The sequence below is a fragment of the Martinezella lusitana genome, from assembly GCF_016901135.1.
In the GTDB taxonomy this organism is placed as follows: Bacteria; Pseudomonadota; Alphaproteobacteria; order Rhizobiales; family Rhizobiaceae; genus Rhizobium; species Rhizobium lusitanum_D.
This window is the reverse complement of sequence record NZ_JAFEVL010000066.1, coordinates 130,290-154,057: the sequence shown is the minus strand read 5'-3', so window position 1 is coordinate 154,057 and position 23,768 is coordinate 130,290. Positions and strand designations below refer to the sequence as shown.

Annotated in this window: 25 protein-coding genes; 7 read left to right on the top strand and 18 right to left on the bottom strand. The window is 59.5% G+C overall.

Annotated features, from left to right (window positions below; all coding sequences use genetic code 11):
* Positions 1-10: 10 nt before the first annotated feature.
* The 8 genes from trpB to JTP94_RS28775 all read right to left on the bottom strand — a co-directional run bounded on the left by trpB (position 11) and on the right by JTP94_RS28775 (position 8,765).
* Positions 11-1,225 (bottom strand): tryptophan synthase subunit beta, encoded by a 1,215-nt coding sequence (trpB, locus tag JTP94_RS28810; protein ID WP_204853845.1) that lies wholly within the window; start codon positions 1,223-1,225, stop codon positions 11-13.
* The gene (locus tag JTP94_RS28805; protein ID WP_204853844.1) at positions 1,222-1,896 is read right to left on the bottom strand and encodes a phosphoribosylanthranilate isomerase; all 675 of its coding nucleotides are present in this window, start codon (positions 1,894-1,896) and stop codon (positions 1,222-1,224) included. The genes trpB and JTP94_RS28805 overlap by 4 nt, the downstream gene beginning before the upstream one ends.
* A gap of 328 nt (positions 1,897-2,224) precedes the next feature.
* Positions 2,225-2,986, bottom strand: coding sequence for a M48 family metallopeptidase (locus JTP94_RS28800; RefSeq protein ID WP_204853843.1), 762 nt, complete (start codon positions 2,984-2,986; stop codon positions 2,225-2,227).
* A gap of 91 nt (positions 2,987-3,077) precedes the next feature.
* Complete coding sequence (locus JTP94_RS28795) at positions 3,078-3,518, bottom strand: DUF2852 domain-containing protein (RefSeq protein ID WP_204853842.1); 441 nt, start codon at positions 3,516-3,518, stop codon at positions 3,078-3,080.
* Positions 3,519-3,775: 257 nt separating this feature from the next.
* The gene (locus JTP94_RS28790; protein ID WP_204853841.1) at positions 3,776-5,053 is read right to left on the bottom strand and encodes a polyhydroxyalkanoate depolymerase; all 1,278 of its coding nucleotides are present in this window, start codon (positions 5,051-5,053) and stop codon (positions 3,776-3,778) included.
* A 301-nt stretch (positions 5,054-5,354) separates the two neighbouring features.
* Positions 5,355-6,197: a fumarylacetoacetate hydrolase family protein gene (locus tag JTP94_RS28785; protein ID WP_204853840.1), complete on the bottom strand. Its 843-nt coding sequence runs from the start codon at positions 6,195-6,197 to the stop codon at positions 5,355-5,357.
* Positions 6,198-6,327: 130 nt separating this feature from the next.
* The gene (locus tag JTP94_RS28780; RefSeq protein ID WP_204853839.1) at positions 6,328-7,746 is read right to left on the bottom strand and encodes a pyridoxal-dependent decarboxylase; all 1,419 of its coding nucleotides are present in this window, start codon (positions 7,744-7,746) and stop codon (positions 6,328-6,330) included.
* Between the two features lie 65 nt (positions 7,747-7,811).
* Entirely contained in the window at positions 7,812-8,765 is a 954-nt protein-coding gene (locus tag JTP94_RS28775; protein ID WP_204853838.1) for a glutathione S-transferase family protein, read from the bottom strand.
* Positions 8,766-8,925: 160 nt separating this feature from the next.
* Here JTP94_RS28775 and JTP94_RS28770 point away from each other — a divergent pair, with 160 nt between their 5' ends.
* Both JTP94_RS28770 and JTP94_RS28765 read left to right on the top strand, forming a co-directional pair.
* Positions 8,926-9,225: a DUF2218 domain-containing protein gene (locus JTP94_RS28770; protein ID WP_204853837.1), complete on the top strand. Its 300-nt coding sequence runs from the start codon at positions 8,926-8,928 to the stop codon at positions 9,223-9,225.
* Between the two features lie 83 nt (positions 9,226-9,308).
* Positions 9,309-9,908, top strand: coding sequence for a nitroreductase family protein (locus JTP94_RS28765; protein ID WP_204853836.1), 600 nt, complete (start codon positions 9,309-9,311; stop codon positions 9,906-9,908).
* 65 nt (positions 9,909-9,973) lie between these two features.
* Here JTP94_RS28765 and gyrB read toward each other — a convergent pair whose 3' ends face one another.
* The 5 genes from gyrB to JTP94_RS28740 form a co-directional block, all read right to left on the bottom strand.
* Positions 9,974-12,409: a DNA topoisomerase (ATP-hydrolyzing) subunit B gene (gene gyrB, locus JTP94_RS28760; RefSeq protein WP_204853835.1), complete on the bottom strand. Its 2,436-nt coding sequence runs from the start codon at positions 12,407-12,409 to the stop codon at positions 9,974-9,976.
* A 148-nt stretch (positions 12,410-12,557) separates the two neighbouring features.
* The gene (locus JTP94_RS28755; RefSeq protein ID WP_204853834.1) at positions 12,558-12,923 is read right to left on the bottom strand and encodes a helix-turn-helix domain-containing protein; all 366 of its coding nucleotides are present in this window, start codon (positions 12,921-12,923) and stop codon (positions 12,558-12,560) included.
* Complete coding sequence (locus tag JTP94_RS28750; RefSeq protein ID WP_204853833.1) at positions 12,920-13,504, bottom strand: Smr/MutS family protein; 585 nt, start codon at positions 13,502-13,504, stop codon at positions 12,920-12,922. Before JTP94_RS28750 ends, JTP94_RS28755 begins: the two co-directional genes overlap by 4 nt.
* Positions 13,504-14,622, bottom strand: coding sequence for a murein transglycosylase A (locus tag JTP94_RS28745; RefSeq protein WP_204853832.1), 1,119 nt, complete (start codon positions 14,620-14,622; stop codon positions 13,504-13,506). Before JTP94_RS28745 ends, JTP94_RS28750 begins: the two co-directional genes overlap by 1 nt.
* Positions 14,619-15,320 carry a Tim44/TimA family putative adaptor protein gene (locus tag JTP94_RS28740; protein WP_204853831.1) on the bottom strand — a complete coding sequence of 234 codons (702 nt, stop codon included), beginning with the start codon at positions 15,318-15,320 and terminating at the stop codon, positions 14,619-14,621. Before JTP94_RS28740 ends, JTP94_RS28745 begins: the two co-directional genes overlap by 4 nt.
* 146 nt (positions 15,321-15,466) lie before the next feature.
* On the opposite strand from JTP94_RS28740, the gene JTP94_RS28735 reads away from it, so the two are divergent.
* Together JTP94_RS28735 and secB are read left to right on the top strand one after the other, a co-directional pair.
* Positions 15,467-15,985, top strand: coding sequence for an FxsA family protein (locus JTP94_RS28735; protein WP_204853830.1), 519 nt, complete (start codon positions 15,467-15,469; stop codon positions 15,983-15,985).
* 93 nt (positions 15,986-16,078) lie between these two features.
* A complete protein-coding gene (secB, locus tag JTP94_RS28730) occupies positions 16,079-16,561 on the top strand; it encodes a protein-export chaperone SecB (RefSeq protein ID WP_037195603.1) in 483 nt (160 codons plus the stop codon).
* An 83-nt stretch (positions 16,562-16,644) separates the two neighbouring features.
* Here secB and dnaQ read toward each other — a convergent pair whose 3' ends face one another.
* From dnaQ to JTP94_RS28705, 5 genes are read right to left on the bottom strand one after another with little or no spacing between them, the layout of a single operon-like run.
* On the bottom strand, positions 16,645-17,361 hold the full coding sequence (gene dnaQ / locus JTP94_RS28725; RefSeq protein ID WP_204853829.1) for a DNA polymerase III subunit epsilon: 717 nt from the start codon (positions 17,359-17,361) through the stop codon (positions 16,645-16,647).
* A gap of 1 nt (position 17,362) precedes the next feature.
* Positions 17,363-17,980: a dephospho-CoA kinase gene (coaE, locus tag JTP94_RS28720; RefSeq protein ID WP_204853828.1), complete on the bottom strand. Its 618-nt coding sequence runs from the start codon at positions 17,978-17,980 to the stop codon at positions 17,363-17,365.
* Positions 17,977-18,837, bottom strand: coding sequence for a shikimate dehydrogenase (locus tag JTP94_RS28715; RefSeq protein ID WP_204853827.1), 861 nt, complete (start codon positions 18,835-18,837; stop codon positions 17,977-17,979). The genes coaE and JTP94_RS28715 overlap by 4 nt, the downstream gene beginning before the upstream one ends.
* A complete protein-coding gene (locus JTP94_RS28710) occupies positions 18,830-19,429 on the bottom strand; it encodes a Maf-like protein (protein ID WP_204853826.1) in 600 nt (199 codons plus the stop codon). The genes JTP94_RS28715 and JTP94_RS28710 overlap by 8 nt, the downstream gene beginning before the upstream one ends.
* Positions 19,430-19,462: 33 nt before the next feature.
* Positions 19,463-20,284, bottom strand: coding sequence for a pyruvate, phosphate dikinase/phosphoenolpyruvate synthase regulator (locus JTP94_RS28705; protein ID WP_034510828.1), 822 nt, complete (start codon positions 20,282-20,284; stop codon positions 19,463-19,465).
* Between the two features lie 400 nt (positions 20,285-20,684).
* Here JTP94_RS28705 and hemE point away from each other — a divergent pair, with 400 nt between their 5' ends.
* The 3 genes from hemE to rho all read left to right on the top strand — a co-directional run bounded on the left by hemE (position 20,685) and on the right by rho (position 23,729).
* Complete coding sequence (gene hemE, locus JTP94_RS28700; RefSeq protein ID WP_204853825.1) at positions 20,685-21,719, top strand: uroporphyrinogen decarboxylase; 1,035 nt, start codon at positions 20,685-20,687, stop codon at positions 21,717-21,719.
* Complete coding sequence (gene hemJ, locus JTP94_RS28695; RefSeq protein ID WP_204853824.1) at positions 21,719-22,264, top strand: protoporphyrinogen oxidase HemJ; 546 nt, start codon at positions 21,719-21,721, stop codon at positions 22,262-22,264. Before hemE ends, hemJ begins: the two co-directional genes overlap by 1 nt.
* 199 nt (positions 22,265-22,463) lie before the next feature.
* Positions 22,464-23,729 carry a transcription termination factor Rho gene (rho, locus tag JTP94_RS28690; RefSeq protein ID WP_092573064.1) on the top strand — a complete coding sequence of 422 codons (1,266 nt, stop codon included), beginning with the start codon at positions 22,464-22,466 and terminating at the stop codon, positions 23,727-23,729.
* Positions 23,730-23,768: the final 39 nt, after the last annotated feature.

Genomic DNA, 23,768 nt, shown 5'->3' with positions numbered 1-23,768 from the left:
TGCGTCTAACTCACATTCCCAGAATCTTGGCGACGGTGAAGATGTCCTTGTCGCCGCGGCCGGAGAGGTTCATCAGGATGATCTCGTCCTTGCCCATCTTCGGGGCGCGCTTGATGACTTCGGCGAGTGCATGGCTCGGCTCGAGCGCCGGAATGATACCCTCGAGGCGCGTCAGCGTCTGGAAGGCTTCCAGCGCCTCATGGTCCATGATCGGTACATATTCGGCGCGGCCGATGTCGTTCAGCCAGGAATGTTCCGGGCCGATGCCGGGATAATCGAGGCCGGCTGAGATCGAATGGCCCTCTTTGATCTGGCCGTCGCCATCCTGCAGCAGGTAGGTGCGGTTGCCGTGTAGCACGCCGGGCGAACCGGCTGTTATCGAGGCGCAATGCTCGTCGCCCTGCAAGCCCTTGCCGCCGGCTTCGACGCCGACGATCTTGACGCTCTCGTCATCAAGGAAGGGATGGAAGATGCCGATCGCATTCGAACCGCCGCCGACGGCCGCGATGACGAGATCCGGCAAGCGACCCTCGGCTTCCAGCATCTGCTGCTTGGCTTCCGTGCCGATAACAGCCTGGAAATCGCGGACCATTTCCGGATAGGGATGCGGGCCGGCGGCCGTGCCGATCAGGTAATAGGTGTCGTCGACATTGGTGACCCAATCGCGAAGAGCCTCGTTCATGGCGTCCTTCAGCGTGCCGCTGCCGGCCGTCACCGGGATGACCTCGGCGCCGAGGAGCTTCATGCGGAAGACGTTCGGCGCCTGGCGCTCGACATCGGTCGCGCCCATGTAGACGACGCAAGGCAGGCCGAAGCGGGCGGCAACCGTCGCCGACGCCACGCCATGCTGGCCGGCGCCGGTTTCGGCGATGATGCGGGTCTTGCCCATGCGCTTGGCCAGAAGGATCTGGCCGATGCAATTGTTGATCTTGTGCGAACCCGTATGATTCAGCTCTTCGCGCTTGAAATAGATCTTCGCGCCGCCGAGTTCAGCCGTCAGGCGCTCCGCAAAGTAAAGCGGGCTCGGGCGGCCGATATAATGCTTGCCGAGAGATTTCAATTCCGCCTGGAAGGCCGGATCGTCCTTCGCCTTGTTCCATTCCTCCTGCAGATCCAGGATCAGCGGCATCAACGTTTCGGCAACGAAACGGCCGCCGTAAATGCCGAAACGGCCGTCCTCATCGGGGCCGGAGCGGAAGGAATTCGGTTTTGGCGTCTGGTTCACTCTCTACTCCCTGCTGCCGGTTCCGGCAGACATGCTTCTGCAAAAGCGTCGAAAAACTGGTCGATCTTGTTCAGATCCTTCACACCCGGCGCGCTTTCGACGCCGGAGGAGAGATCGATGCCTGTCGCCTTGGTGGATGCCAGCGCCAGAGCGACGTTGTCCTTGTTGACGCCGCCCGACAGCATGTAGTCCACCCGATCGTCGAGCCAGCTCATCAGGCTCCAGTCGAAGGATACACCGTTTCCGCCCGGCAGCTCCGAACCAACAGGCGGCTTGGCGTCGAACAGGAAGCGGTCGGCAATGCCGATATAGGATTCCACCCGCTTGAGATCGCCGGCGTCGCGCACCGGCATGGCTTTCATGACGGGCACATTATAGACCGCTTTGATCGTCAAGACACGCTCCGGGCTTTCATTGCCATGGAGTTGCAGCATATCCGGTCGCACCAGCGACATGATCTCGTCGAGATCGTCATTCGTCGGATTGACCGTCACGGCGACGATCTGCGCCTTGCCACGAGCACGCTCGGCCAACTGGCCGGCAAGGTCAGGCTCGATATAGCGCGGGCTCTTTTCAACGAACATGAAGCCAATATGCGTGGCGCCGCGCGCAAGCGCGCGATCCACGGCTTCCGGCGTCTTCAGGCCGCAAATTTTGACATCGGGGTTCATGGCAGCGGAGTGACACGAAATTTCAAAAGAGTCGAGCCTAAAGGCGACGTTGGCGGGATTTTTAGGCTCTTCCCATACGCGCCGATTGCTGCCTTCTCAGGCCATCCTCGCCCTTCGAGGCTTCGCACCTCAGGGTGAGGATGGAGTAAGCACCGTCGCATTAAACCGGTTCCTGCCGCATGAGGCCAGCTCAATGTGTCGTCTTGCACGGGAGGTTAGCCCTCATGGTGAGGTGCGCAGGTTCCTGAGCTTGCCGAAGGGGGCCGGAGCCTCGAACCACGACGGCGGATGCTGGGCCTCCCCTTATTTCCTCCATCGGGCTATGCGATCAATCAAAATCGATCGCGTGCAGCTGGCTGCCGTGGCGCTTCAGCCAGGCCTTGGCTTCGTCCATAGCGGGGCAGAGCTTGCGGCAGAGCGCCCAGAAGCGTGGGCCGTGGTTCATTTCTCTTAAGTGCGCGACCTCGTGGGCGGCGAGATAGTCGATGACAAGCGGCGGCGCCATGACGATGCGCCAGGAGAAGCTGAGGTTTCCTTGCGAGGAGCAGGAACCCCAGCGACTGCGGGTATCCTTCATGGTGATTGAGGAGACGGGCGCGCGGATCGCTCCGGCATGCACCGCCACCAGCTTTTCGAGATCGGCGCGTGCTTCTTTCTTCAGGAAAGTCGCGATGCGGCGGCCGGCATGTTCCGGCAGGCCGCTGACGCGCAGAACCGGCTGGCCGTCCACGATGATGGCTTCGGTGAGACCGCGCAGGGTGCCGGTGTGCTCGATGCGATGGCGCACGCCGCGCAGAAGGATTTCGCTGCCGCTGCGCAGGCTGCTCTCGGCTGCGAACTTCGCCAGCTTGGTCAAAAGCCAGCCCTGATGCCGGTCGAGGAAGGCATTGACCTCGCGTGCCGCAAGACCGCGTGGAATGGTCATCTTCAGCGCGCGTCCGCCCGGCTCGATTCTAAGGGTGATGCGCGTCGCCCGCTCATGCTGACGGATCGTCAGCGGCATCAGACGGCCGGCGACGTTCAGAGTGCGCGTTTCCGGCGCGGGTGGTTCGGCAGACGCTCTGCGGGATCTGGATAGAAGCGGAAACATGAAAGGCAGTTTTATACGATTCGGGCTGATATCTGGCAAAGAAAAACCGGCACCGCTGGATGCCGGTTTCGATTGCGTTACAGGGCGTCGGTCACGGCGTCTGGAATTCGGTCGCCGGGCCGCCATTGTTGTCATTGCGCTTGACGCTGTTGCGCTCGCGCATGAAGCGATCGAACTCGTCCTGATCCTTGGCGCGGCGCAGCTCGCGGACGTAGCTGTCGAATTCGGCGCGCATCTCGTCCAGCTTGCGGCGCTCCTGTTCGAGGCGCTCAAGTTCCGCCTTGCGCCAGTCGTCGAAGGCGACGTTGCCGGTGGAGAAGGAATGACGGTGACGGCCGCGATGACGGCCGCAGCCGGCAAACACGCCGTCGGCCCTTTCATTCACATCCCGTTTGAAATCCCGCAGACGTTCCCCGAAGAGAATATAAGCGAGCATGGCAAAGCCCAGCGGCCAAAAGACCACGAAGCCAAGCACCATCAGGGCAATAGTAGCCGGAGTCCAATCCGGGCGAAGCAATGCAGATTGGTTCATCGTGAGGTATCCTCGCACGGCGCATCGCCCCTCGACCAACACCGATCGACGGAAAGGCTTCTGCGCGTTTTTTAAAGCTCTACTGCATCTCAGCGCGTTCCAAGGACGCGCGGCGCGGTAAACGGCCCGATCATCTTCGAAACCGCTGGAATCGAGATGGTAACCTCTTCGTGAGCCTTCAATGGCATCTTCAGGCGGAATCGGACAAGTCCTTGAATCCGCCTGATTAATTCAACAAAAGCTAATAATTTGCAATCTTAAGCGGATTTCCCGCCCTTGATCACCCGTTTGACGACCGGCCGGCCCGTGCGGGCATGCTCGCGGGCAAAGGCCAAAATGCGCGGCGCGATCTCGCGGCGGAAGCGCGAGCCATTGAAGACACCGTAATGGCCGACATCCGGCTGCAAATAATGCATGCGCATATGATCGGGGATGCCGGTGCAGATGGTCTGCGCCGCCATCGTCTGGCCAACGCCGGAGATGTCGTCATTCTCGCCTTCGACGGTCAGTAGCGCGACATTGCGGATCATCGAAGGATCAACCTGCCGGCCGCGATGCAAGAGCTCACCCTTGGGCAGCGCATGCTTGATGAACACCTGATCCACGGTCTGCAGATAGAATTCCGCGGTCAGATCCATGACAGCCAGGTATTCATCATAGAAATCGCGGTGCTTCTCGGCCGGCTCGCCGTCATTCTTGACGAGATGCACGAAGAAGTCCTTGTGCGCGATCATATGCCGGTCGAGGTTCATCGACATGAAGCCGGAAAGCTGAAGGAAGCCGGGATAGACGGGCCGCATGAAGCCCGGCTGCGGCCAGGGCACGTTCATGATGACATTGTCTGCGAACCATTCGAGTGGCCTGTCCTTGGCCAGCTGGTTGACCGCCGTCGGGTTGATGCGCGTGTCGATCGGGCCGCCCATCAGCGTCATCGACGCGGGCACCAAAGGATCGCCGGCCGCCTCCATCACCGCAGCGGCCGCGAGGACCGGCACGGAGGGCTGGCAAACGGCAACGACATGCGTGTCCGGCCCAAGATGGTGCAGCATCTCGATGACGTAATCGATATAATCCTCCAGATCGAAGGTGCCTTCGGTCATGGGCACCATGCGGGCATCGATCCAGTCGGTGATGTAGACATCGGCGCCCGGCAGAAGGGCTTCCACGGTGCCACGCAGCAGCGTCGCATAGTGGCCCGACATCGGCGCGACGATCAGGATGCGCGGATCGATGCCATGGCCGGCGGGCAGGCTGCGCTCGAAATGGATGAGATTACAGAACGGCTTCTTCCAGGCGATCTTCTCGTGCACCGAAACCGGCTTGCCGTCGATCGACGTCTCATGAAGCCCGAATTCCGGCTTGCCATAGCGCCTGGTCGTGCGCTCGAAGATTTCGAGGCTTGCCGTCAATGTGCGGCCAAGCATGGTATGCGACAGCGGATTGAGGGGATTGGCATAGGCCAGGCGCATCATGTCGGCAGCGGCGCGGAAGGGTGCGAGGGCGGCATGATTGAGTTCGTAAAACTGATAAAACATTTGGGGGCGTCACCTTTCGAGATGCCGGCGCACGAACTTGCAAATCACATAGATTTTCAAAAGCTCACGCGCCTCATATGTGGCTGCTTTCATTGCGGCGCTCCTCCGGTTGCGCTGCGCAGCAGGATGATTGCGGCTCCTCAGGCGCAATCTCCATCCTTTAAGCTCTTACTAACCAGTCTAGCAGTTTTTGCTGCGGAGCAACATAACTGCAGAGAGTTTTACCTATAAAAACGCCGGAGAAGCGATTCTCCGGCATCAACAATGATCTCAAAAGGTTAAAGTTCCTGAGTCCAAGGCCTCATGCGTCTGCCAGAAAGGTCTGGCGCTGCGTGCCGAGGCCTTCCATGCCGAGTTCGACGACATCGCCCGGCTTCAGATATTGCGGTGGCTTCATGCCCATGCCGACGCCGGGAGGCGTGCCGGTGGAGATGACATCGCCCGGATGCAGCGACATGAACTGGCTGAGATAGGATACGAGGTAGGCGACGCCATAGACCATGGTCTTGGTCGAGCCGTTCTGCATCGTCTTGCCGTTGACCTTCAGCCACATGCCGAGGTTCTGCGGGTCGGCGATCTCGTCCTTCGTAACCAGCCATGGGCCGATCGGACCGAAGGTGTCGCAGGACTTGCCCTTGGTCCACTGTCCCGAACGTTCCGTCTGGAAAGCGCGCTCGGAAACATCGTGTGAAACGCAATAACCGGCGACATAATCAAGAGCATCGGCTTCGCTGACATATTTCGCCGTCTTGCCGATGACGACGCCGAGTTCGACTTCCCAGTCGGTCTTTTCAGAACCGCGCGGAATCAGCACGCTATCGTTCGGGCCGACGATGGCGGAGGTTGCCTTCATGAAGATGATCGGCTCCGGCGGCACGGTGGCGCCGGTTTCCGCGGCATGGTCGGAAAAGTTCAGACCGATGCAGATGAATTTGCCGGTGCCGGCGACGCAAGCGCCGATGCGGCCTTCCGACAGTTCCGGCAGGCTCTTCGGATCGAGGGCGGCGATCTTTGCCAGGCCGGCGGGCGAAATGGCCTCGCCACCGATATCGGCGACATGTGCGGAGAGATCGCGGATCTTGCCGTCGCTATCCAGAAGTGCCGGCTTTTCCTTGCCGACTTGCCCAACACGCAACAATTTCATGGATTTTCCTTCCTGCATTTTTCAAGGATGAGATTGGTGTCACCATATATGAACGAATTATTCACCAGTGTCATCAAACGATTTCGGAGCATAGCATGCCCCGGCGCTCCGCGTGGGAACAACAGTTTTTCTAGGCCGGGGGCAATGCTCTGGCGATTTCGACGATGACAGCAAAAGCCGTATCGACATCTTCCGCCGTCGCTTCGAACTGTCCGGCCTGAAACCGAATGACCAGGCGGCCGGCAACGCGGGTCTGCGTCAGATAGATGCGGCCGTCATTGTTGATTGCGGCAATCAGGCGCTGCGTATGGCTTTCCTGATCGATGCCCGCGGGCGCCTTGTGATCGAACGAAAACAGCGACAAAAACGGCTGGGTGACAATCTCAAAATCGGGTTCAGCCGCCAGGCGCTTAGCCAGATTCTGCGACCAGGCGACGTGGTTGCGGATCATTGTCCGCAAACCTTCCAGGCCGTGATAGCGCAGCAGGAACCAGAGCTTCAACGCGCGGAAGCGGCGGCCAAGCGGCACGGACCATTCCGAATAGTTGATGATGCCGTCATGGCCATGGGTGCGCAGATATTCCGGCTGGATCGCCAGCGTCCGCACCAGTGTTTCCGGCTCACGCACGAACTGGACGGAGCAATCGAACTGCGCGCCGAGCCATTTATGCGGATTGAAGACGACGGAATCGGCCCGCTCGACGCCCTGCCACAGCTCACGGAATTCCGGGCAGATCATGGCGGAACCCGCCCAGGCGGCATCGACATGCACGTAAAGCCCATGCGCATGCGCGATATCGACGACAGCAGCGATATCATCGCAGGCGCCGACGCTGGTGCCGCCAACGCAAGCGATGACGCCGGCCGGCAGCAGTCCGACGGCCCGGTCTCGCTCTATGGCGGCGGCAAGCGCCTGCGGGTCCATGGCTTTGTTCGAACCGGCGGAGGGGATGCGCACCAGGTTCTCCGCGCCGACGCCGGAGATCCAGATGGCGCGGTCGATCGACGTATGGACCTGATCGGTCGAATAGATCCGCACCGCCTTGTTTGCCGCAAGCCCGTGGCTGTTACCATGCCAGTCCAGCGCTTTCTCGCGCATGACCAGAACGGCGGCAAGAGTTGCGGTCGAGGCCGAATCCTGGATGACGCCGGTGAAGCTTTCCGGAAGGCCGAGGGCCTGGCGCAACCAGTCGACAACCTTGGTCTCCAGCTCGGTGGCGGAAGGCGAGGTCTGCCAAAGCATGCATTGGGCGGCGATGGCGCTGACCAGATATTCGGCGATCACCGAGACCGGGGCGGCATTGGCGGGAAAATAGGCGAAAAAGCGCGGATGCTGCCAATGCGTCATGCCGGGAATGAGGATATCCTCGAAATCCTTGAAGATATCCTCCATCGCTTCGCCGGATTCCGGTGGGGAATCGGCGATATGCGCGGATATTTCGCCGGGAGCCGTCTGCGCCCGCACCGGCCGGTCCCGAAGCGATACGCGATAATCCGCACCCCAATTCGCCGCCTTTTCCGACCAGCGCCGGAACTCTTCCCCATTCATGGCGGTCCTCCCTATTCCATCAAAACGAGGCGGACCTTAGACGGGTTTTTGGGGGCGGTCGAGTATCAGAACAGCTCTTCGAGTGCCGGGCCGAGCGGCACGATACCGCTCGGATTGAGCGCCGTCACGGAATAGTAGCCGCGCTTGATGTGATCGAAGCTGACGGTCTCGGCAATCCCGGGCCAGTCAAACATGCGGCGGCAGAAGGACTGGAGATTGGCATAATCCGACAGCCTGCGAAGATTGCACTTGAAGAGACCGTGATAGGCGACGTCGAAACGGACGAGGGTGACGAACAGCCTGATATCGCTTTCGGTCGGATGGTCAGCAAAGAGATAATCCTTGCCCTCGAGCTCGGTCTCGACGCGATCAAGACATTCGAACACGCCATGGAAGGCTTCTTCATAGGCAACCTGTGTCGTCGCGAAGCCGGCGCGATAGACGCCGTTATTAAGGGCTGGATAGATCCGCGCGTTGAAGCTGTCGATATCCCTACGCTTGTCGGCCGGATAAAGATCGATGCCGTTCTGGGCAAGATCGCCGAAGCCGTCATTCAGCATGCGCAGGATATCTGATGACTCGTTGTTGACGATCGTGCCGGTCTGCTTGTCCCAAAGCACTGGCACGGTGGCGCGGCCGGTGAAGAGTGGATCGGCCTTGGTGTAGATCTCATGCATATAGGTGGCGCCGTTGACGGGGTCATCGGTCGCGCCGGGATAATCTCCGAAACGCCAGCCCTGTTTGGTCAGCGCCGGCTCGACCACCGAGACGGAAATGACATCCTCAAGACCCTTCAGCTTGCGGCCGATCAGGGTGCGCGACGCCCAGGGGCAGACCAGCGCGACATAGAGATGGTAACGGCCGGCTTCCGCCTTGAAGCCGCCCTCGCCCGTCGGTCCCGGTCGGCCGTCGGGTGTTATCCAGTTGCGGAAGCTCGAGGTCTGGCGGACGAAGCCACCCTTTTCATCCTTGGCCTGGACCGGCTGCCAATCCTCAGTCCATTTCCCGTTCACCAGCAAGGTTCTGTCTCCAGTCGCGAATGTTCTCTCCCGCGACAGCATAGCGAAACAGGATTTCGCCGAAATAACGCAAACTTGAAACAGTCTGTCTACCTGGCGAATGCAGAAGCATTTATGTATGGAAACACGTGTCTTCTGTTCAAGTTTACTGGAGCATCCCATGCCCGCATCCGTCTCGTCGGTGAAAACCGAGCATGCCAGTCGCTATCTGCAGCAGCTCTGCAAGCACTGGAGCCATCGATTTGAGGTGGAATTCAATGAGACGGCCGGGAAGGTGCCTTTCAGCCCCGAGGCCTCTCTTGGGCTGGCGGCCAACCCCACCAACCTGAACATGACGCTGAGTGTCGAGAAGCCCGAGGATCTCGAACGCATGCAGGGGGTCGTCGTCGATCACCTCAAGCGTTTTGCCTTTCGCGAAGAGCTCGATGTGATCTGGACTGCCGATGCGAGCCGAGTATAGCTACGCCTCGTATGTTTATGGCCAGCCACGAAATTCCCTCTAGAAGACCTGCAACCGGTTCCCTCTGACGAAAAGAAGCCCCGATGACATCAAGCAATAATCGCGAATCTCAATATCCGATCGACAAGATCTTCCTCGATCGCTGGTCGCCCCGCGCCTATTCCAACGAGACCATGCCGGAAAAGGATCTGCTGACCATTCTTGAGGCTGCCCATTGGGCGCCATCATCTTCGAACCTGCAGCCCTGGCGCTTCGTCTATGCCCTGCGCGGCTCGGAAAACTGGGACAAGTTCCTCGATCTTCTGGTCGAATTCAACCAAGGCTGGGCGAAATCCGCCGCGGCGCTGCTTTTTGTCATCTCGCGCACCCATAGCGGCGAACTCGGTTCCGCCGAGCAGAAGCCCAGCTACAGCCACTCCTTCGATGCTGGCACGGCCTGGGGCTTCCTGGCGATGCAGGCACATCTAGCCGGCTATGAGGCCCATGGCATGGGCGGCTTCCATGTCGAGAAGTCCTACGAGGTTCTCGGTATTCCGGAAGGTTTCCGCGTCGAGGCCGCCGTTGCGATCGGCAAGATCGGCGACAAGAGCCAGCTTCCCGAGAAGCTTAGGGAACGCGAAGTGCCGAACGAGCGCAAGCCGCTTTCGGAACTCGCCTTCAACGGCACTTTTATCGCCAAGTAATTGATATCAATGGAAAAGGCCCACCAGATATTCTGGCGGGCCTTTTTTGTTTCTTGTGACAGGGATCAGATATCGAGATTGGCGACGCTCAGGGCATTTTCCTGAATGAACTCGCGCCGGGGCTCGACCTCATCGCCCATAAGCCGGGCAAACAAGCCGTCGGCATCGTTCGCGTCCGCGACCCTGACCTGCAACAGCGAGCGCGCATTCGGATCCAGCGTCGTTTCCCAGAGCTGTTCGGCATTCATTTCGCCAAGGCCCTTATAGCGCTGCATGGTGAGACCCTTGCGGCCGGCGGTGAAGATCGTTTCCAACAGCTTGCGCGGGCCGGAAATCTCGGTTTCGCCATCGCGGCGCACGAGCTTCGGCGGCACGATGTAGGTTTCCTTGAGCCGGACGCCGAGCTGGTCGATGAGGCGCGCATCCTGTGAACCGATCAGCGCCATGTCGAGAAGCACAGCTTCCTTGACGCCGCGCACCATGCGTTCGAAGCGCAAACCGCCTTCATCGGTCACGACACCGCTCCAGCCGCGTTCAGTTTCCTCGGCGATGATATCGAGCCGCTTGGCGACGTCATCAACAAGCACCGCGGCGCGCGCCCGATCGCTGACCAGTTCGGCATTGAGCGCGCCGGCAATCGCCGCCTGTTCGACGACATCGCGGTTATAGCGCGAATGCAGATTGTCGAGCAGCGTGCGCAGGCGCAGCGCATCGAAGATAACCTCGCGTAGATCCTGCCCCGCCCGCACCTCGCCATTGCCGAGCCTAAGGCTCGCATCGTCAAGGCCCTGCGCGATCAGATATTCTTCCAGCGCCTTCTCATCTTTCAGATACTGCACCGATTTGCCGCGCGTCACCTTATAGAGCGGCGGCTGGGCAATATAGAGATGGCCGCGTTCGATGAGATCGGGCATCTGACGGAAGAAGAAAGTCAGCAGCAGGGTGCGGATGTGGGCGCCGTCGACGTCGGCATCCGTCATGATGATGATCTTGTGATAGCGCAGCTTGTCGGCGTTGAATTCGTCCTTGCCGATGCCGGTGCCGAGTGCTGTGATCAGCGTGCCGATTTCCTGGCTCGACAGCATCTTGTCGAAGCGAGCGCGTTCGACGTTGAGGATCTTGCCGCGCAGCGGCAGGATCGCCTGGTTTTCGCGCGAACGGCCCTGCTTGGCCGAACCACCTGCCGAATCGCCCTCGACGAGGAAGACTTCCGATTTGGCGGGATCGCGTTCGGAGCAGTCGGCAAGCTTGCCGGGCAGCGAGGCAATATCGAGAGCGCCCTTGCGCCGGGTCAATTCACGCGCCTTGCGGGCGGCTTCGCGGGCGGCAGCGGCTTCGACAACCTTGCCGACCAGCACCTTCGCATCGGACGGATGCTCTTCCAGCCAGGTGCCGAGCGCTTCGTTGACGAGGCTTTCGACCACCGGGCGGACTTCGGAGGAGACCAGCTTGTCCTTGGTCTGCGAGGAGAATTTCGGATCGGGAACCTTGACCGACAGCACCGCCGTCAGGCCCTCGCGGCAATCGTCACCGGTCAGCGTCACCTTTTCCCTCTTGGTGATGCCGGATGACTCGCCATAGGAGGTGATCTGGCGCGTCAGCGCGGCGCGGAAGCCGGCCATGTGCGTGCCGCCGTCGCGCTGCGGGATGTTGTTGGTAAAGCAGAGCACGTTTTCGTGGTAGCTGTCATTCCACCACATGGCCACTTCGACCGTGATGCCGTCCTTTTCGCTGCGGATCGACACGGGCTTTTGGACCAGCGGCTTCTTGGCGCGGTCAAGATAGGCGACAAAGGCTTCCAAGCCACCGTCATAGAGCATCTCTTCCTGTCTGATGTCGGAATGACGCTTGTCGGTCAAAAGGATGCGCACACCGGAATTCAGGAAGGCGAGTTCGCGCAGGCGATGCTCCAGCGTGCCGTAGTCGAATTCCGTCATGGTGAAGGTGTCAGTGCTCGGCATGAAGCTGACTTCGGTGCCGGTCTCATTGCCGGCTTCGCCGGTTTCCTTGAGCGGCGCATCGGCCACGCCATGGGTGAAGCTCATTTCATTGATCTTGCCCTGGCGGCGGATCTTCAGCTTCAACCAGACGGACAGCGCGTTGACGACGGAAACGCCGACGCCGTGCAGGCCGCCGGAGACCTTGTAGGAATTCTGGTCGAACTTACCGCCGGCATGGAGCTGGGTCATGATGACCTCGGCTGCAGAAACACCTTCGCCGGTATGGATATCGGTCGGAATACCGCGGCCGTTATCGGTAACCGTCACCGAACCATCGGGATTAAGGGTGACCGTGACGATGTCGGCATAGCCGCCGAGCGCCTCGTCGATGGCGTTGTCGACGACTTCGTAGACCATGTGATGCAGGCCCGAGCCGTCATCCGTGTCACCGATATACATCCCGGGGCGCTTGCGCACGGCATCAAGGCCCTTCAGAACCTTGATGCTGTCTGCGCCATATTCGGCGTTACCGCCGTTTTCGGTTACGGATATATCGGTCATTTTATTGAAGTCTTTCCAGTGTTTAGAGAATCTCGCCGATCCCTAACGAATCAGCGGTTTTTCTTTCCCTGAATATAGGATGTTTCACCCCGAACTTCCAAACGGAAGGCCCCGAAATCAGGTATAAAACAGGGGATTAAGGCGCTTTTCAGCCTGATTTACCGCCATTTTCGAGAACCCGGGATAGCTCTTGTATCGTTGCTGCGTCAAGATTGCGAATCTTGCCGGCCAAGCGGTTGATGAAGGCCGTATATTCGGGTGCAAGCCCCGACGTGTCGACGACGATGCGGGGGTCGGAAAAGCGCGCCAGCAGGAACAATTCCTCGGCTTCGTCCCAGATGATGTTGAAATATCCGGCGATGCGCTGCAGCAGATCGAAGGTCGGCGTTCCGCGTTTTCCGTGTTCTAAGGCGGATAAATAAGCCGGCGTCACATTCAGTGCGGCCGCCATTTCCTTCTGCGAGACGCCCTTGCGCAGTCTGAGCTTTCGCACCGCTTCGCCGAAAGGGGTCAAGGCTTGTCCCCCTTTGGGCGCGACAGGCGGATATAGAGCGCGCCGTCGCCGCCGTGATGTTGCGCCGCCGTCTCGTATGACGAGATCAGAAAGCGGAATTCCGGCTTGGAAAACCAGAGCGGTACCGCACGCTTGAGCGCCCCTTCGCTGCCCATGGAGCTGCCCTTGCCTGTTATGACGAGCACATGGCGAAGCCCGCGGCCATGGGCGCGCAGGAGGAAATCCAGAAGCATGCCATGCGCCTCGCTCTGGATAAGGCCGTGAAGATCGATCCTGGCCTCCAGCGCCAGCCGCCCCTTGGCGATCTTGCGCTTGACCGGACGTTCGAGCTGATGGTGCCGGCCGGAAGGCTGTTTGGCAGGCGTCGGGCCATTTTGCGGGTCGGTTGGCACCGGAGCCGTTCCCGCCTTTGCGGCGCGGGCCTTTTCCTCGCTCGCCGCTTCAGCTGCCAGCGCTGCTTCGAAAGCCTCCATATCGGCCATTCGGCCGGCCATGGGCCGGGTGCTCTTGGCTACCCTGCCCCAGAGGATGCGGTCCTCCGCGCTGAGCTTGCGCTCCTTGTCTTTTCGTTCCGAGGCCATCAGCCGAACCTTCGCGCCGCCGCCTTTGGAATGAATATATAAAAATCGGCGTCATTGCGCACTGTGCCGGCGAGCTCCCCGGCATCATAGCCCGAACCGGTAAAGATATCGCCGCGCGCCGGCCCGACGATGGCGGAGCCTGTATCCAGCGCCAGCATCAGCCGCGCGAAAGGCTTGCCGGCATCGAGATGAGTGAGGCTTTCAGAGCGAATAAAGAACGGAAAGCCGAAGGTATGGATCAGGCGATCCACCGCCAGGGAACGACCGGCAACCAGAGGCACCTTGGCGGCGGCGATCGGACCGAGGGTGCGATCGCTGACGTCTGCCTCGCGAAAGAAAATGTAGGACCGATTGTGCCAGAGAACCTCGTCGACCTCGCGTGGGTGGGCATAAAGCCAGTCGCGGATCGTCTGCATTGATATCGTTGCGCGATCGAGCATACCCCGCTCGATGAGCAGGCGCCCGACCGCGGAGAAGGGATGTCCGGCCTTGGCGGCATAGGTGATGCGGCCCATGCGCCCGTCCGGATAACGCAAGCGGGCAGCGCCCTGCACATGTACAAAGAAGACATCGACCTTGGATTTCGCCCAGGCGATCTCCAACCCCTTGCCCTCAAGATAACCGCGATCGATCTCGCCGCGATCGGGACAGGCTGAAATCGCACCGTCGCGGAGGCGTCCGAACATATAGGACGGGTCGAGATCCGCAGGCCGATTGCCGTCGTCCAGGTCGATCAGATCATCCGGTCGCCGGTAGAAGGGATAGCGATAGGTTTGGTCCGGCGTGGCCGAAACCTCGATCTCCGGCTCAAAAAATGCCGTCACGAAACCATTTCCACCATCACCGCGGCGAATGAAAAAGGGCTGGCAATGCTCTTCGAAGAAGGCACGTGCCTCTGCCGCATCGCGCGGTTCGCAATCCTCAGCGGCATCGAGCAGAACCAGAAGTTCATCGGCGGTCAGCCCGGCAGCGCCGGTGCGGTAGGGCTTTACGTCGCGGATATGGGTTCGACAGTCCTTCATGGCGCGAAAAAGGCTGGAAGGATCATCGTCCTTCCAGCCCTTCAGATCGGCGAAGGTTGCCGGTTCCAGTCTGAAATCCTGCAATGGGCTCGTCATTGTTCAGATTCGGTCGCCACAAGTTTCCAGTTCGGATCGCGGGAACGGGTATCGCGTGCGAAAGTCCAGAGATCGCTGACCTCCGCCACGGCCTCGGCGTCGCCGTCGATCAGCACGTCGGCCTTGTCGTAGGTCGCGGAGATCATCTGGCTGACGATGCGCATGGTGACTAAGGCTTCCGTTCCCTTCATCTCGGCGGTGACGATATCGGCCTTGTCGATACCGACAAAGGTCGATTTGACCTTTTCACCCTTGGTCTCGCGATCGGCTATAGCAGCGTCGAAGCCGTCATAGACCTCGCGCGAAAGCAAGCCCTTCAGCGCCTTGCGATCGCCATCGGCAAAGGCCATGACGATCATCTCGTAGGCCATGCTGGCGCCATTGACGAATTCCTTCGGATTGAAGGCGGGATCTGCTTTGCTCACTTCACGCAGCGAATCGTTGAGCGGCGTGCCGGCCGGCGTGAAGGCGTCGATGGCGACGAAGCGATCCTCCTCTTCCGCCGCATCGCGACGCGGCAAGGTCACTACCTTGCCGGCATCCGGCGGCGTCGGGCCAGTCACCGGATCGGCGGAACCATAGAGATCACGCGGCGGCTTCTCATTCCCCGTGCGGCGGCCAAGGACACTGCGCAACTGAAAGAAGATCAGCACCGCTGCCACCAGGAAAAAGATCGTCACAAAGTCGTTTGCACCCATCTCGTATCGGAACCACCGTTAAAATTAAAGTTTCAATCCCCATATAGTCCGCATCCATCTATCATTCAAATAGCGGACCAGTTTCTTTATTATGCGCGATCAACTAACGCTTATGCCGAGAAACCCGCGTTCAGGACCAGGATAACATGCGCCTATCGCTTCTACCTATCTTCGTTTTTCTGATGCCGCTTGCGGAAATCGCCGGCTTCATCGTCATCGGAAAGATGGTTGGCGTCTGGGCGACGCTGGGCCTGGTGATCCTCAGCGCCCTGCTCGGTGCGGCGCTCTTGAGAATTCAGGGGATCGGCATTCTCCAGCGCATCTCGACCGAGAGCCGCAACGGGGGCGATCCTGGCCGCGAGATGGTGCATGGCGCCATGATCGTTATCGCAGCCTTCTTCCTGATGCTGCCGGGCTTCATCTCCGATATCATCGGCCTGCTGCTTTTCATTCCGGCCGTGCGCGATCTCGCCTGGAGGATGCTGCGCAACCGTATCGTCGTCGTCGGCAATTCCCGCGCCTTTCGACGCGGCCAAGGACCGGGCGCCGGTCCGCAGGCTCAGCCAAGCAAACCCGGAACGGTCGTCGATCTCGACGAAACCGATTTCCATCGCGAACCCAAGCGCAACTCGCCCTGGTCCGATCAGAAGCGGCTCGAGGACTAGAGCAGCAGTCCAAAAAGCGCCGGGGCATAAGGGTTGTAAGCCCGAATTCGAAATGCTAGATGGCGACACCTATTGACGTGAGAGGACACCCCCATGGCCAACGAGACCAGCGGTAACGGCGCAGCCAGCCCAAGCCTTAGCATCCTTGCTCAGTACACCAAGGATCTTTCCTTCGAAAATCCGGGTGCTCCGCGCTCGCTTCAGGCCCGGGAAAATGCTCCCGACATCAATATCAATGTCAACGTCAACGCCAATCCGCTGTCGGATTCGGATTTCGACGTCGTATTGACGCTGAATGCCGAAGCCAAGGATGGCGAACGGGTTCTCTTCCATACCGAGCTGGTCTATGGCGGCGTCTTCCGTGTCACCGGCTTCCCGCAGGAACACATGCTGCCGCTGCTCTTCATCGAGTGCCCGCGCCTGCTGTTCCCCTTCGCTCGCCAGATCATCGCCGATATCACGCGCAATGGCGGCTTCCCGCCCCTGATGATCGACCCCATCGATTTCGCACAGATGTTTACGCAGCGGATGGCCGAAGAACAGGCCCGCGCCCAGGTTTCGGCCGTTCCGAACTAAGCCTCGATAAGTTTCTATCATTGAAAACAGAAATGCCCGGATCGATGTCCGGGCATTTTCTTTTGGTGCCTCGAGACGCGCTTCTATTCGGAGGCGCGATATTTGGACCAGATCCCCTTCACGCCGAGCTTGGCAACCAGCGCCGCATGGGCGGACAGTTCTTCTTCGCTCAGACGGCTCGGCAGAGGATCAGGCCGCGCCATAATATCCGCGACGATCTCCTCCCCATCGTCATTCTGACGGGAGCGCGCCGATGACCCGTTGCTGCTGCCAAGGCCGAGCGCGGTCTGCCGGCCGCCGATCATCTCGATATAGACTTCGGCAAGCAGCTCGGAGTCGAGAAGAGCTCCGTGTTGAGTGCGATGGGAGTTGTCGATGCCGTAGCGCCGGCAGAGCGCATCGAGCGAGTTCGGACCCATCGGATGCTTGCGGCGCGCCATGGCCAGGGTGTCGGTCACCATATCAGGCAGGATCGGCGGCCGGCCGAGCCTCGCGAATTCGGCATTGACGAAGCCCATGTCGAAGGTGGCGTTATGCGCGATCCATTTGGCGCCGGCGAAGAATTCGAGGATCTGATCTGCGACATCGGCGAAGGGCGGCTTGTCCTTCAGGGACTCGTCGGTAATGCCATGCACGGCGAGTGCGTCCGGATGAACCTTGCGATCACCCGGATTGATGAAGAGATGCAGCGTCTTGCCTGTTGGAAAATGGTTGATGAGCTCGATGCCGCCGATTTCGATGATGCGATCCGCCCTGTTGTCGAGCCCGGTGGTTTCCGTATCGAAGATGATCTCGCGCATATCAGGGCTCTCCGCCTTTTGATTCGTCAATCTGCGGCTTTTGCCGCAGGTCCGCTATGATCTCTTTTACCTGTTCGCGCGCCGCATCGATGCTCCGGCCGGTATCGATGACATAATCGGCGCGCGCCCGCTTTTCCGCATCCGGCGTCTGGCGGGAGAGAATCATATTGAATTTTTCCTCCGTCATGCCCGGCCGGGCAAGCACCCTTTGCCTTTGAATCTGTGGGTCGCAGCTAACGACGACGATCTTGTCCACTCTTTTGTCCGCACCGGTCTCGAACAGCAGCGGGATATCGAGCACCACCATATCGGCGCCGGCTTGCCGCTGACGTTCGAGGAACAGACGCTCGCGCTTGCGCACCAGCGGATGTACGATCGCTTCCAGCCGCTTGAAGCCCGATGGATCGTCCGCAAGCTGCCGGCCGAGTTCCTGCCGATCGACCACCCCGTCTCTGGCGGAACCGGGGAAAGCAGCTTCGACTAAGGGAACCGCTTCGCTTTCGTAGAGATCGTGCACCACCGCATCGGAGTCGTTCACCGGGATGCCGGCTTCGGCGAACAGTTTTCCCGAGGTCGACTTTCCCATCCCGATCGATCCCGTGAGGCCGATTCTGATCATGTGTGTCTGTCCATGTCCGCGATGATCAAAGCCCTCAGGGCTTCATCGACCACCGGGCGTTTTCCGAACCATTTTTCAAAGCCCGGCACGGCCTGATGCAACAGCATGCCAAGACCGTCGACAACGGCAAAGCCCTGTTCCTCGGCCTGGGCCAGAAGCGGTGTCTTCAGCGGCACATAGACAATGTCCGTCACGACAGCCCCATCCGCAAGGGGCGAGAAATCGATCCGCGGGGCAGCTTCGCCATCCATGCCGAGCGACGTGGTATTGATGAACAGGCCGACGCCCTGCATGACCTCACCAAGCGCTGCGATGGGATGCGCATGCACCCGCTCGCCAAACCGATCCGCCAGTTCCTGCGCGCGCTCGACCGTGCGATTGACGACGTGGATCTCCTTGAAACCACGATCGCGCACAGCCTGTATGACGGCGCGGCTGGCGCCGCCGGCACCAAGGATGACGGCCCGCTCGCTGCGATCCCAGCCGGGATGACGCTTATCGAGATTTGCCGTGAAGCCGCGACCATCGGTATTGGTCGCGTGAAGCAGCCCGTCCTCAAGCCACAGGGTATTGGAAGCGCCGAGCTCCTTAGACAATTCGTCCGGCCGGTCCGCTAATTTGAATGCCACTTCCTTGTGCGGGATCGTCACGTTGCCGCCGACAAAACCGCCGGAGCGATCCTTGAGCGCGGCGATGAACGCCGGAAAGTCTTCCGCGGAGACTTCATGCGCACGGTAGCTGCCGGCAAGGCCGAGCTGGCGCAGCCAATAGCCATGGATCAGCGGCGAACGCGAATGCTTAACCGGATGGCCCGTGACGAAGGCTTTCGGAGATTGTGTTTCACGTGAATCACCCATCGATCGCTCCCAGTTCGCGCAATTGCTGGAGAAGCGGCAACATCGGCAATCCCACTATGGTAAAATAGTCGCCTTCGATCTTGGAGAAGAGTTGGATACCCTCCCCCTCGAGCTGATAGGCACCGACGCTCGACAATGCCTTCTCGCCGACACGGATGAGATGCCGATGGATGAAATCGGCCGATAGCTCACGCATCGTCAGGTTGGCGTGTGACACATGTTCCCAAATGATATCGCCGTTGCGCGCCAGAGCGATGGCGCTGTTGAGCCGGTGCGTCTGGCCCGACAGGACCCGCAGATGGTCTTCGGCATCAGCGATGGTCTTCGGCTTGTGGAAGACCTGGCTGCCGAGCGACATGGTTTGATCCGAGCCGATGACAAGCGAGCCGGGAAAGCGATCGCTCACCTCTTTCGCCTTCGCCTTGGCCAGCACCAGGGCCACGGCATCCGGACCAGCGCCATCGCGCTCCAGCGGCGCTTCGATTGCGCGCTCGTCGATATCGGCGGCGATGGCTTGAAAATGCAATCCCGCATTTTCCATCAGCATCCGCCGGAACGGGCTGGACGATGCAAGGATAAGGGGCACGGTCATGGCGGCTACCTTTGAAATAGCGATGTGCAGCGCTTAGCGCAGCTTGGGGCGCAGGGCAACAATGGCGGCCGCGGTCTCTTCGATCGACCGGCGCGTGACGTCGATGATCGGCCAATTGTGCCGCGCGCAGAGCGAGCGGGCATATTTCAGCTCTTCCGAGATTGCGGCGCGATCGGTGTAGTCACCACGATCAAAGCCGGGCGTCGTGCCGAGAATGCGGTTTTCGCGCACCTGCGAAATCCGATCCGTCGTCGCGACTAACCCAACGATAAGCGGCTTCGTCGCCTTGGCCAGGCTTTCTGGCAACGGTACGCCTGACACGATCGGAATATTGGCGGTCTTGATACCGCGGTTTGCCAGATAGATGCTGGTCGGCGTCTTCGAGGTGCGGCTGATGCCAATGATGACGACATCGGCATCGTCATAATCATCGGGCATCTGCCCGTCATCATGATCCATGGTGAAGTTCAGCGCTTCGATACGGGCGAAATAATCGGCATTCATCACATGCTGCGCCCCGACCCGGCGGCGCGATGCCGTGCCGAGATAGGTCTGAAAGACATTCATGACCGGTTCGAGAACATTGACGCAGGGCACGCCCATCTCCCGGCATCGCTCGTCGATGAAATCGGCAAGCTCCCGATCGACGATCGTATAGAGGACGATACCAGGACTATGATCGATTGCTTCGAGAACCGGCAGGAGCTGCTTGCGATTCCGAATCAGCGGATAGACGTGCTCGATCGGCTGCGTGGCATGGAATTGAACGGATGCAGCGCGACCAGCGGAGATGAGAGTCTCTCCCGTTGAGTCAGAAATCAGGTGCAGATGAAAGAAGCTTGTTCGGTTTTCCACGCTACTTTCCATCGCCTGTTGATATCTCGGGAGAAAGAGAGGTACGAGAACCGCCCTGTCCAGGGCAAGGGGAAAACTGCCGAGTTTTCCACATTTGGGGTTTTCGTGCGGTCGCTTCCGCGGTGCTTGTGGGCAATGTGGATAAGGTGAAGTAGGCCGGGCCACTCCCCAACTTATCCCCAGACCCGGCAAACGCTATATTCTCGGCAAACCGCTCAAAAGATTGAATGATTGGTTCTACTTTCCACATATCCCCATAGCGGCGCCGATATGTTTTCGAATTTGCGGACGAGGCGCGACAAATTGGACAGGCGATGGATGAACTTTAATCCTTGATAGTCACAGACTCTAAGAAATAGAAACCTTAGATATATATTTGATTTTATATGGGATGATGTCTTTGACCGGTGAACGTCGGAAGATTATAAGGGTGCTGGGTGGAGAAACGGTGAGCCCTCCCCCCCTATGGCTGATGCGACAGGCCGGTCGCTATTTGCCTGAATATCGCGAGACACGTGCCAAGGCCGGAAGCTTTCTCGATCTCTGTTATACGCCTGACCACGCTGTGGAAGTAACGCTACAGCCCATCCGCCGCTACGGCTTCGACGCAGCCATCCTCTTTTCCGATATCCTCGTTATTCCTGACGCATTGAAGCGCAATGTCCGCTTTACCGAGGGACATGGCCCCGAGATGGATCCGATCGACGAGGCGGGCATCCTGGCTTTGAAGCCGGAGGGCGTGGTTGCCCATCTTGCGCCGGTCATGGAGACGGTGCGACGGTTGCGGCGGGACCTCCCCCCGGAAACGACGCTTCTCGGCTTCTGTGGTGCGCCCTGGACCGTCGCGACCTATATGATTGCCGGGCACGGCACCCCGGACCAGGCCCCTGCCCGTTTATTCGCCTACAGGCATCCGAAGGCTTTCGAACGTCTCCTGCTGCTGCTCGCCGATATATCTGCCGACTATCTCGTGGCGCAGATCGATGCCGGTGCCGATGCCGTGCAGATTTTCGATTCCTGGGCTGGTGTGCTCGGCGAGAAGGAATTCGAAGCTTTCGCCGTCAGGCCGGTTGCAAGGATGATCGCGTCGGTCAAGGCACGCCGGCCGCAGGCGCGGATCATCGCGTTCGCCAAGGGTGCGGGCTACCAGTTGAAGACCTATCGGCAGAAGACCGGTGCGGATGCGATCGGTCTGGACTGGTCGGTGCCCTTGGCTTTCGCCCGGGAGCTGCAGCAGGAAGGCCCGGTGCAGGGCAATCTCGATCCGATGCGCGTCGTTGCCGGCGGCAGGGCTTTGGAGGAAGGGATCGATGATATCCTGCAGCATCTCGGCAATGGCCCGCTGATTTTCAATCTTGGGCACGGGATAACCCCGCAAGCAGATCCGGCCAATGTCGCCGCACTCGTCGAGCGCGTGCGGGGATGGAGAGGCTGATGACGACGGAGAAACAGACGGATGCCGCTCCAGGCCAGAAAGCGGGAAGACGCGCCTATTTCATGATCCTGATCTTCGCTGTCCTGGCGATAGGGCTCTTCGCCTGGCATCCAGCCGATCTCTATCTCTGGATCAAGGCCCTTCACATTATCGCGGTGATCTCATGGATGGCCGGGATGTTCTATCTGCCGCGGCTTTTCGTCTATCATACCGATGCCGAACCGGGTTCGCAGCAATCCGAGACGTTCAAGGTGATGGAACAGCGCCTGTTGCGGTACATCATAACGCCGTCGATGATTTTGACCTGGATTTTTGGGCTTTATCTTGCCTGGTCGGTCTATAATTTCCAGGGCGGCTGGCTACATGCGAAGATAGGGCTCGTTGTCCTGCTATCAGCTGTTCATGGTCACTTTAGCAGCGCGGCGCGCGCCTTTGCCCGCGATGAGAACAAGCATTCGGCGCGCTATTGGCGTGTCATGAACGAGGCGCCGACGCTGTTGATGATCCTGATTGTCATACTTGTTGTCGTGAAACCGTTTTCGTGAGATGGGTCTTTTTTAGCGACGGAGTTAAATTTCCTTCATTTTGCCTGCCCCCCTTGCGGGCCATAGACTGAATCGCTATTTTCCCGCCATCTCTTCTTCGTGGCATGTATCCATTCTGTCTCCCGCGAACGCCCCTATCGCGGTTCTGAATTCGAACAACATTGCCTTTCCCCTCATAAAAAAACGAGTAATTCCCTTCATGGCTGAAATGAAGCTTCAAGAACTGAAAAACAAATCCCCGACCGATCTCCTGGCCTTTGCCGAGTCGCTCGAGGTCGAAAACGCCAGCACGATGCGCAAACAGGAACTGATGTTTGCCATCCTGAAGGTGCTCGCAAGCCAGGACGTGGAAATCATCGGCGAGGGCGTCGTCGAGGTACTGCAGGATGGCTTCGGTTTCCTTCGCTCCGCCAATGCCAACTATCTTCCCGGCCCGGACGACATTTACATCTCCCCTTCCCAGATCCGCCGCTTCTCGCTGAAGACAGGCGATACCGTCGAGGGGCCGATCCGTGGTCCGAAGGAAGGCGAGCGCTATTTCGCGTTGCTGAAGGTCAACACGATCAATTTCGACGATCCGGAAAAGATCCGTCACAAGGTCCATTTCGACAATCTGACGCCGCTCTATCCGAACGATCGTTTCCGCATGGAACTCGATGTTCCGACAACGAAGGATCTTTCGCCGCGCGTCATCGATCTCGTGGCGCCGCTCGGCAAAGGCCAGCGCGGCCTGATTGTCGCCCCGCCCCGGACCGGTAAGACTGTTCTCCTCCAGAACATCGCCCATTCGATCACCGCCAATCATCCTGATTGCTACCTGATCGTTCTTCTGATCGACGAACGTCCGGAAGAAGTCACCGACATGCAGCGCTCTGTGCGCGGCGAAGTGATTTCGTCGACCTTCGACGAACCGGCCGTGCGCCACGTCCAGGTCGCCGAAATGGTGATCGAGAAGGCCAAGCGGCTCGTCGAGCACGGCCGCGACGTCGTCATCCTGCTCGATTCCATCACCCGCCTCGGCCGCGCCTACAACACGGTCGTTCCCTCCTCTGGCAAGGTGCTGACGGGCGGTGTCGACGCCAATGCTCTGCAGCGCCCGAAGCGCTTCTTCGGTGCCGCACGTAACATCGAAGAAGGCGGCTCGCTGACCATCATCGCGACTGCGCTGATCGATACGGGCAGCCGCATGGACGAAGTCATCTTCGAAGAATTCAAGGGCACCGGTAACTCGGAAATCGTTCTTGACCGTAAGGTTGCCGACAAGCGCATCTTCCCGGCCATGGATATCCTCAAGTCCGGCACGCGCAAGGAAGACCTGCTGGTGCCGCGCCAGGATCTCCAGAAGATCTTTGTCCTGCGCCGTATTCTGGCCCCGATGGGCACGACCGACGCGATCGAGTTCCTGATCGACAAACTGAAGCAGACGAAGAACAATCCGGATTTCTTCGAGTCGATGAACACGTAATCATCGGCCGGAATCGGTGCGGCGTTATCTCGATGACGC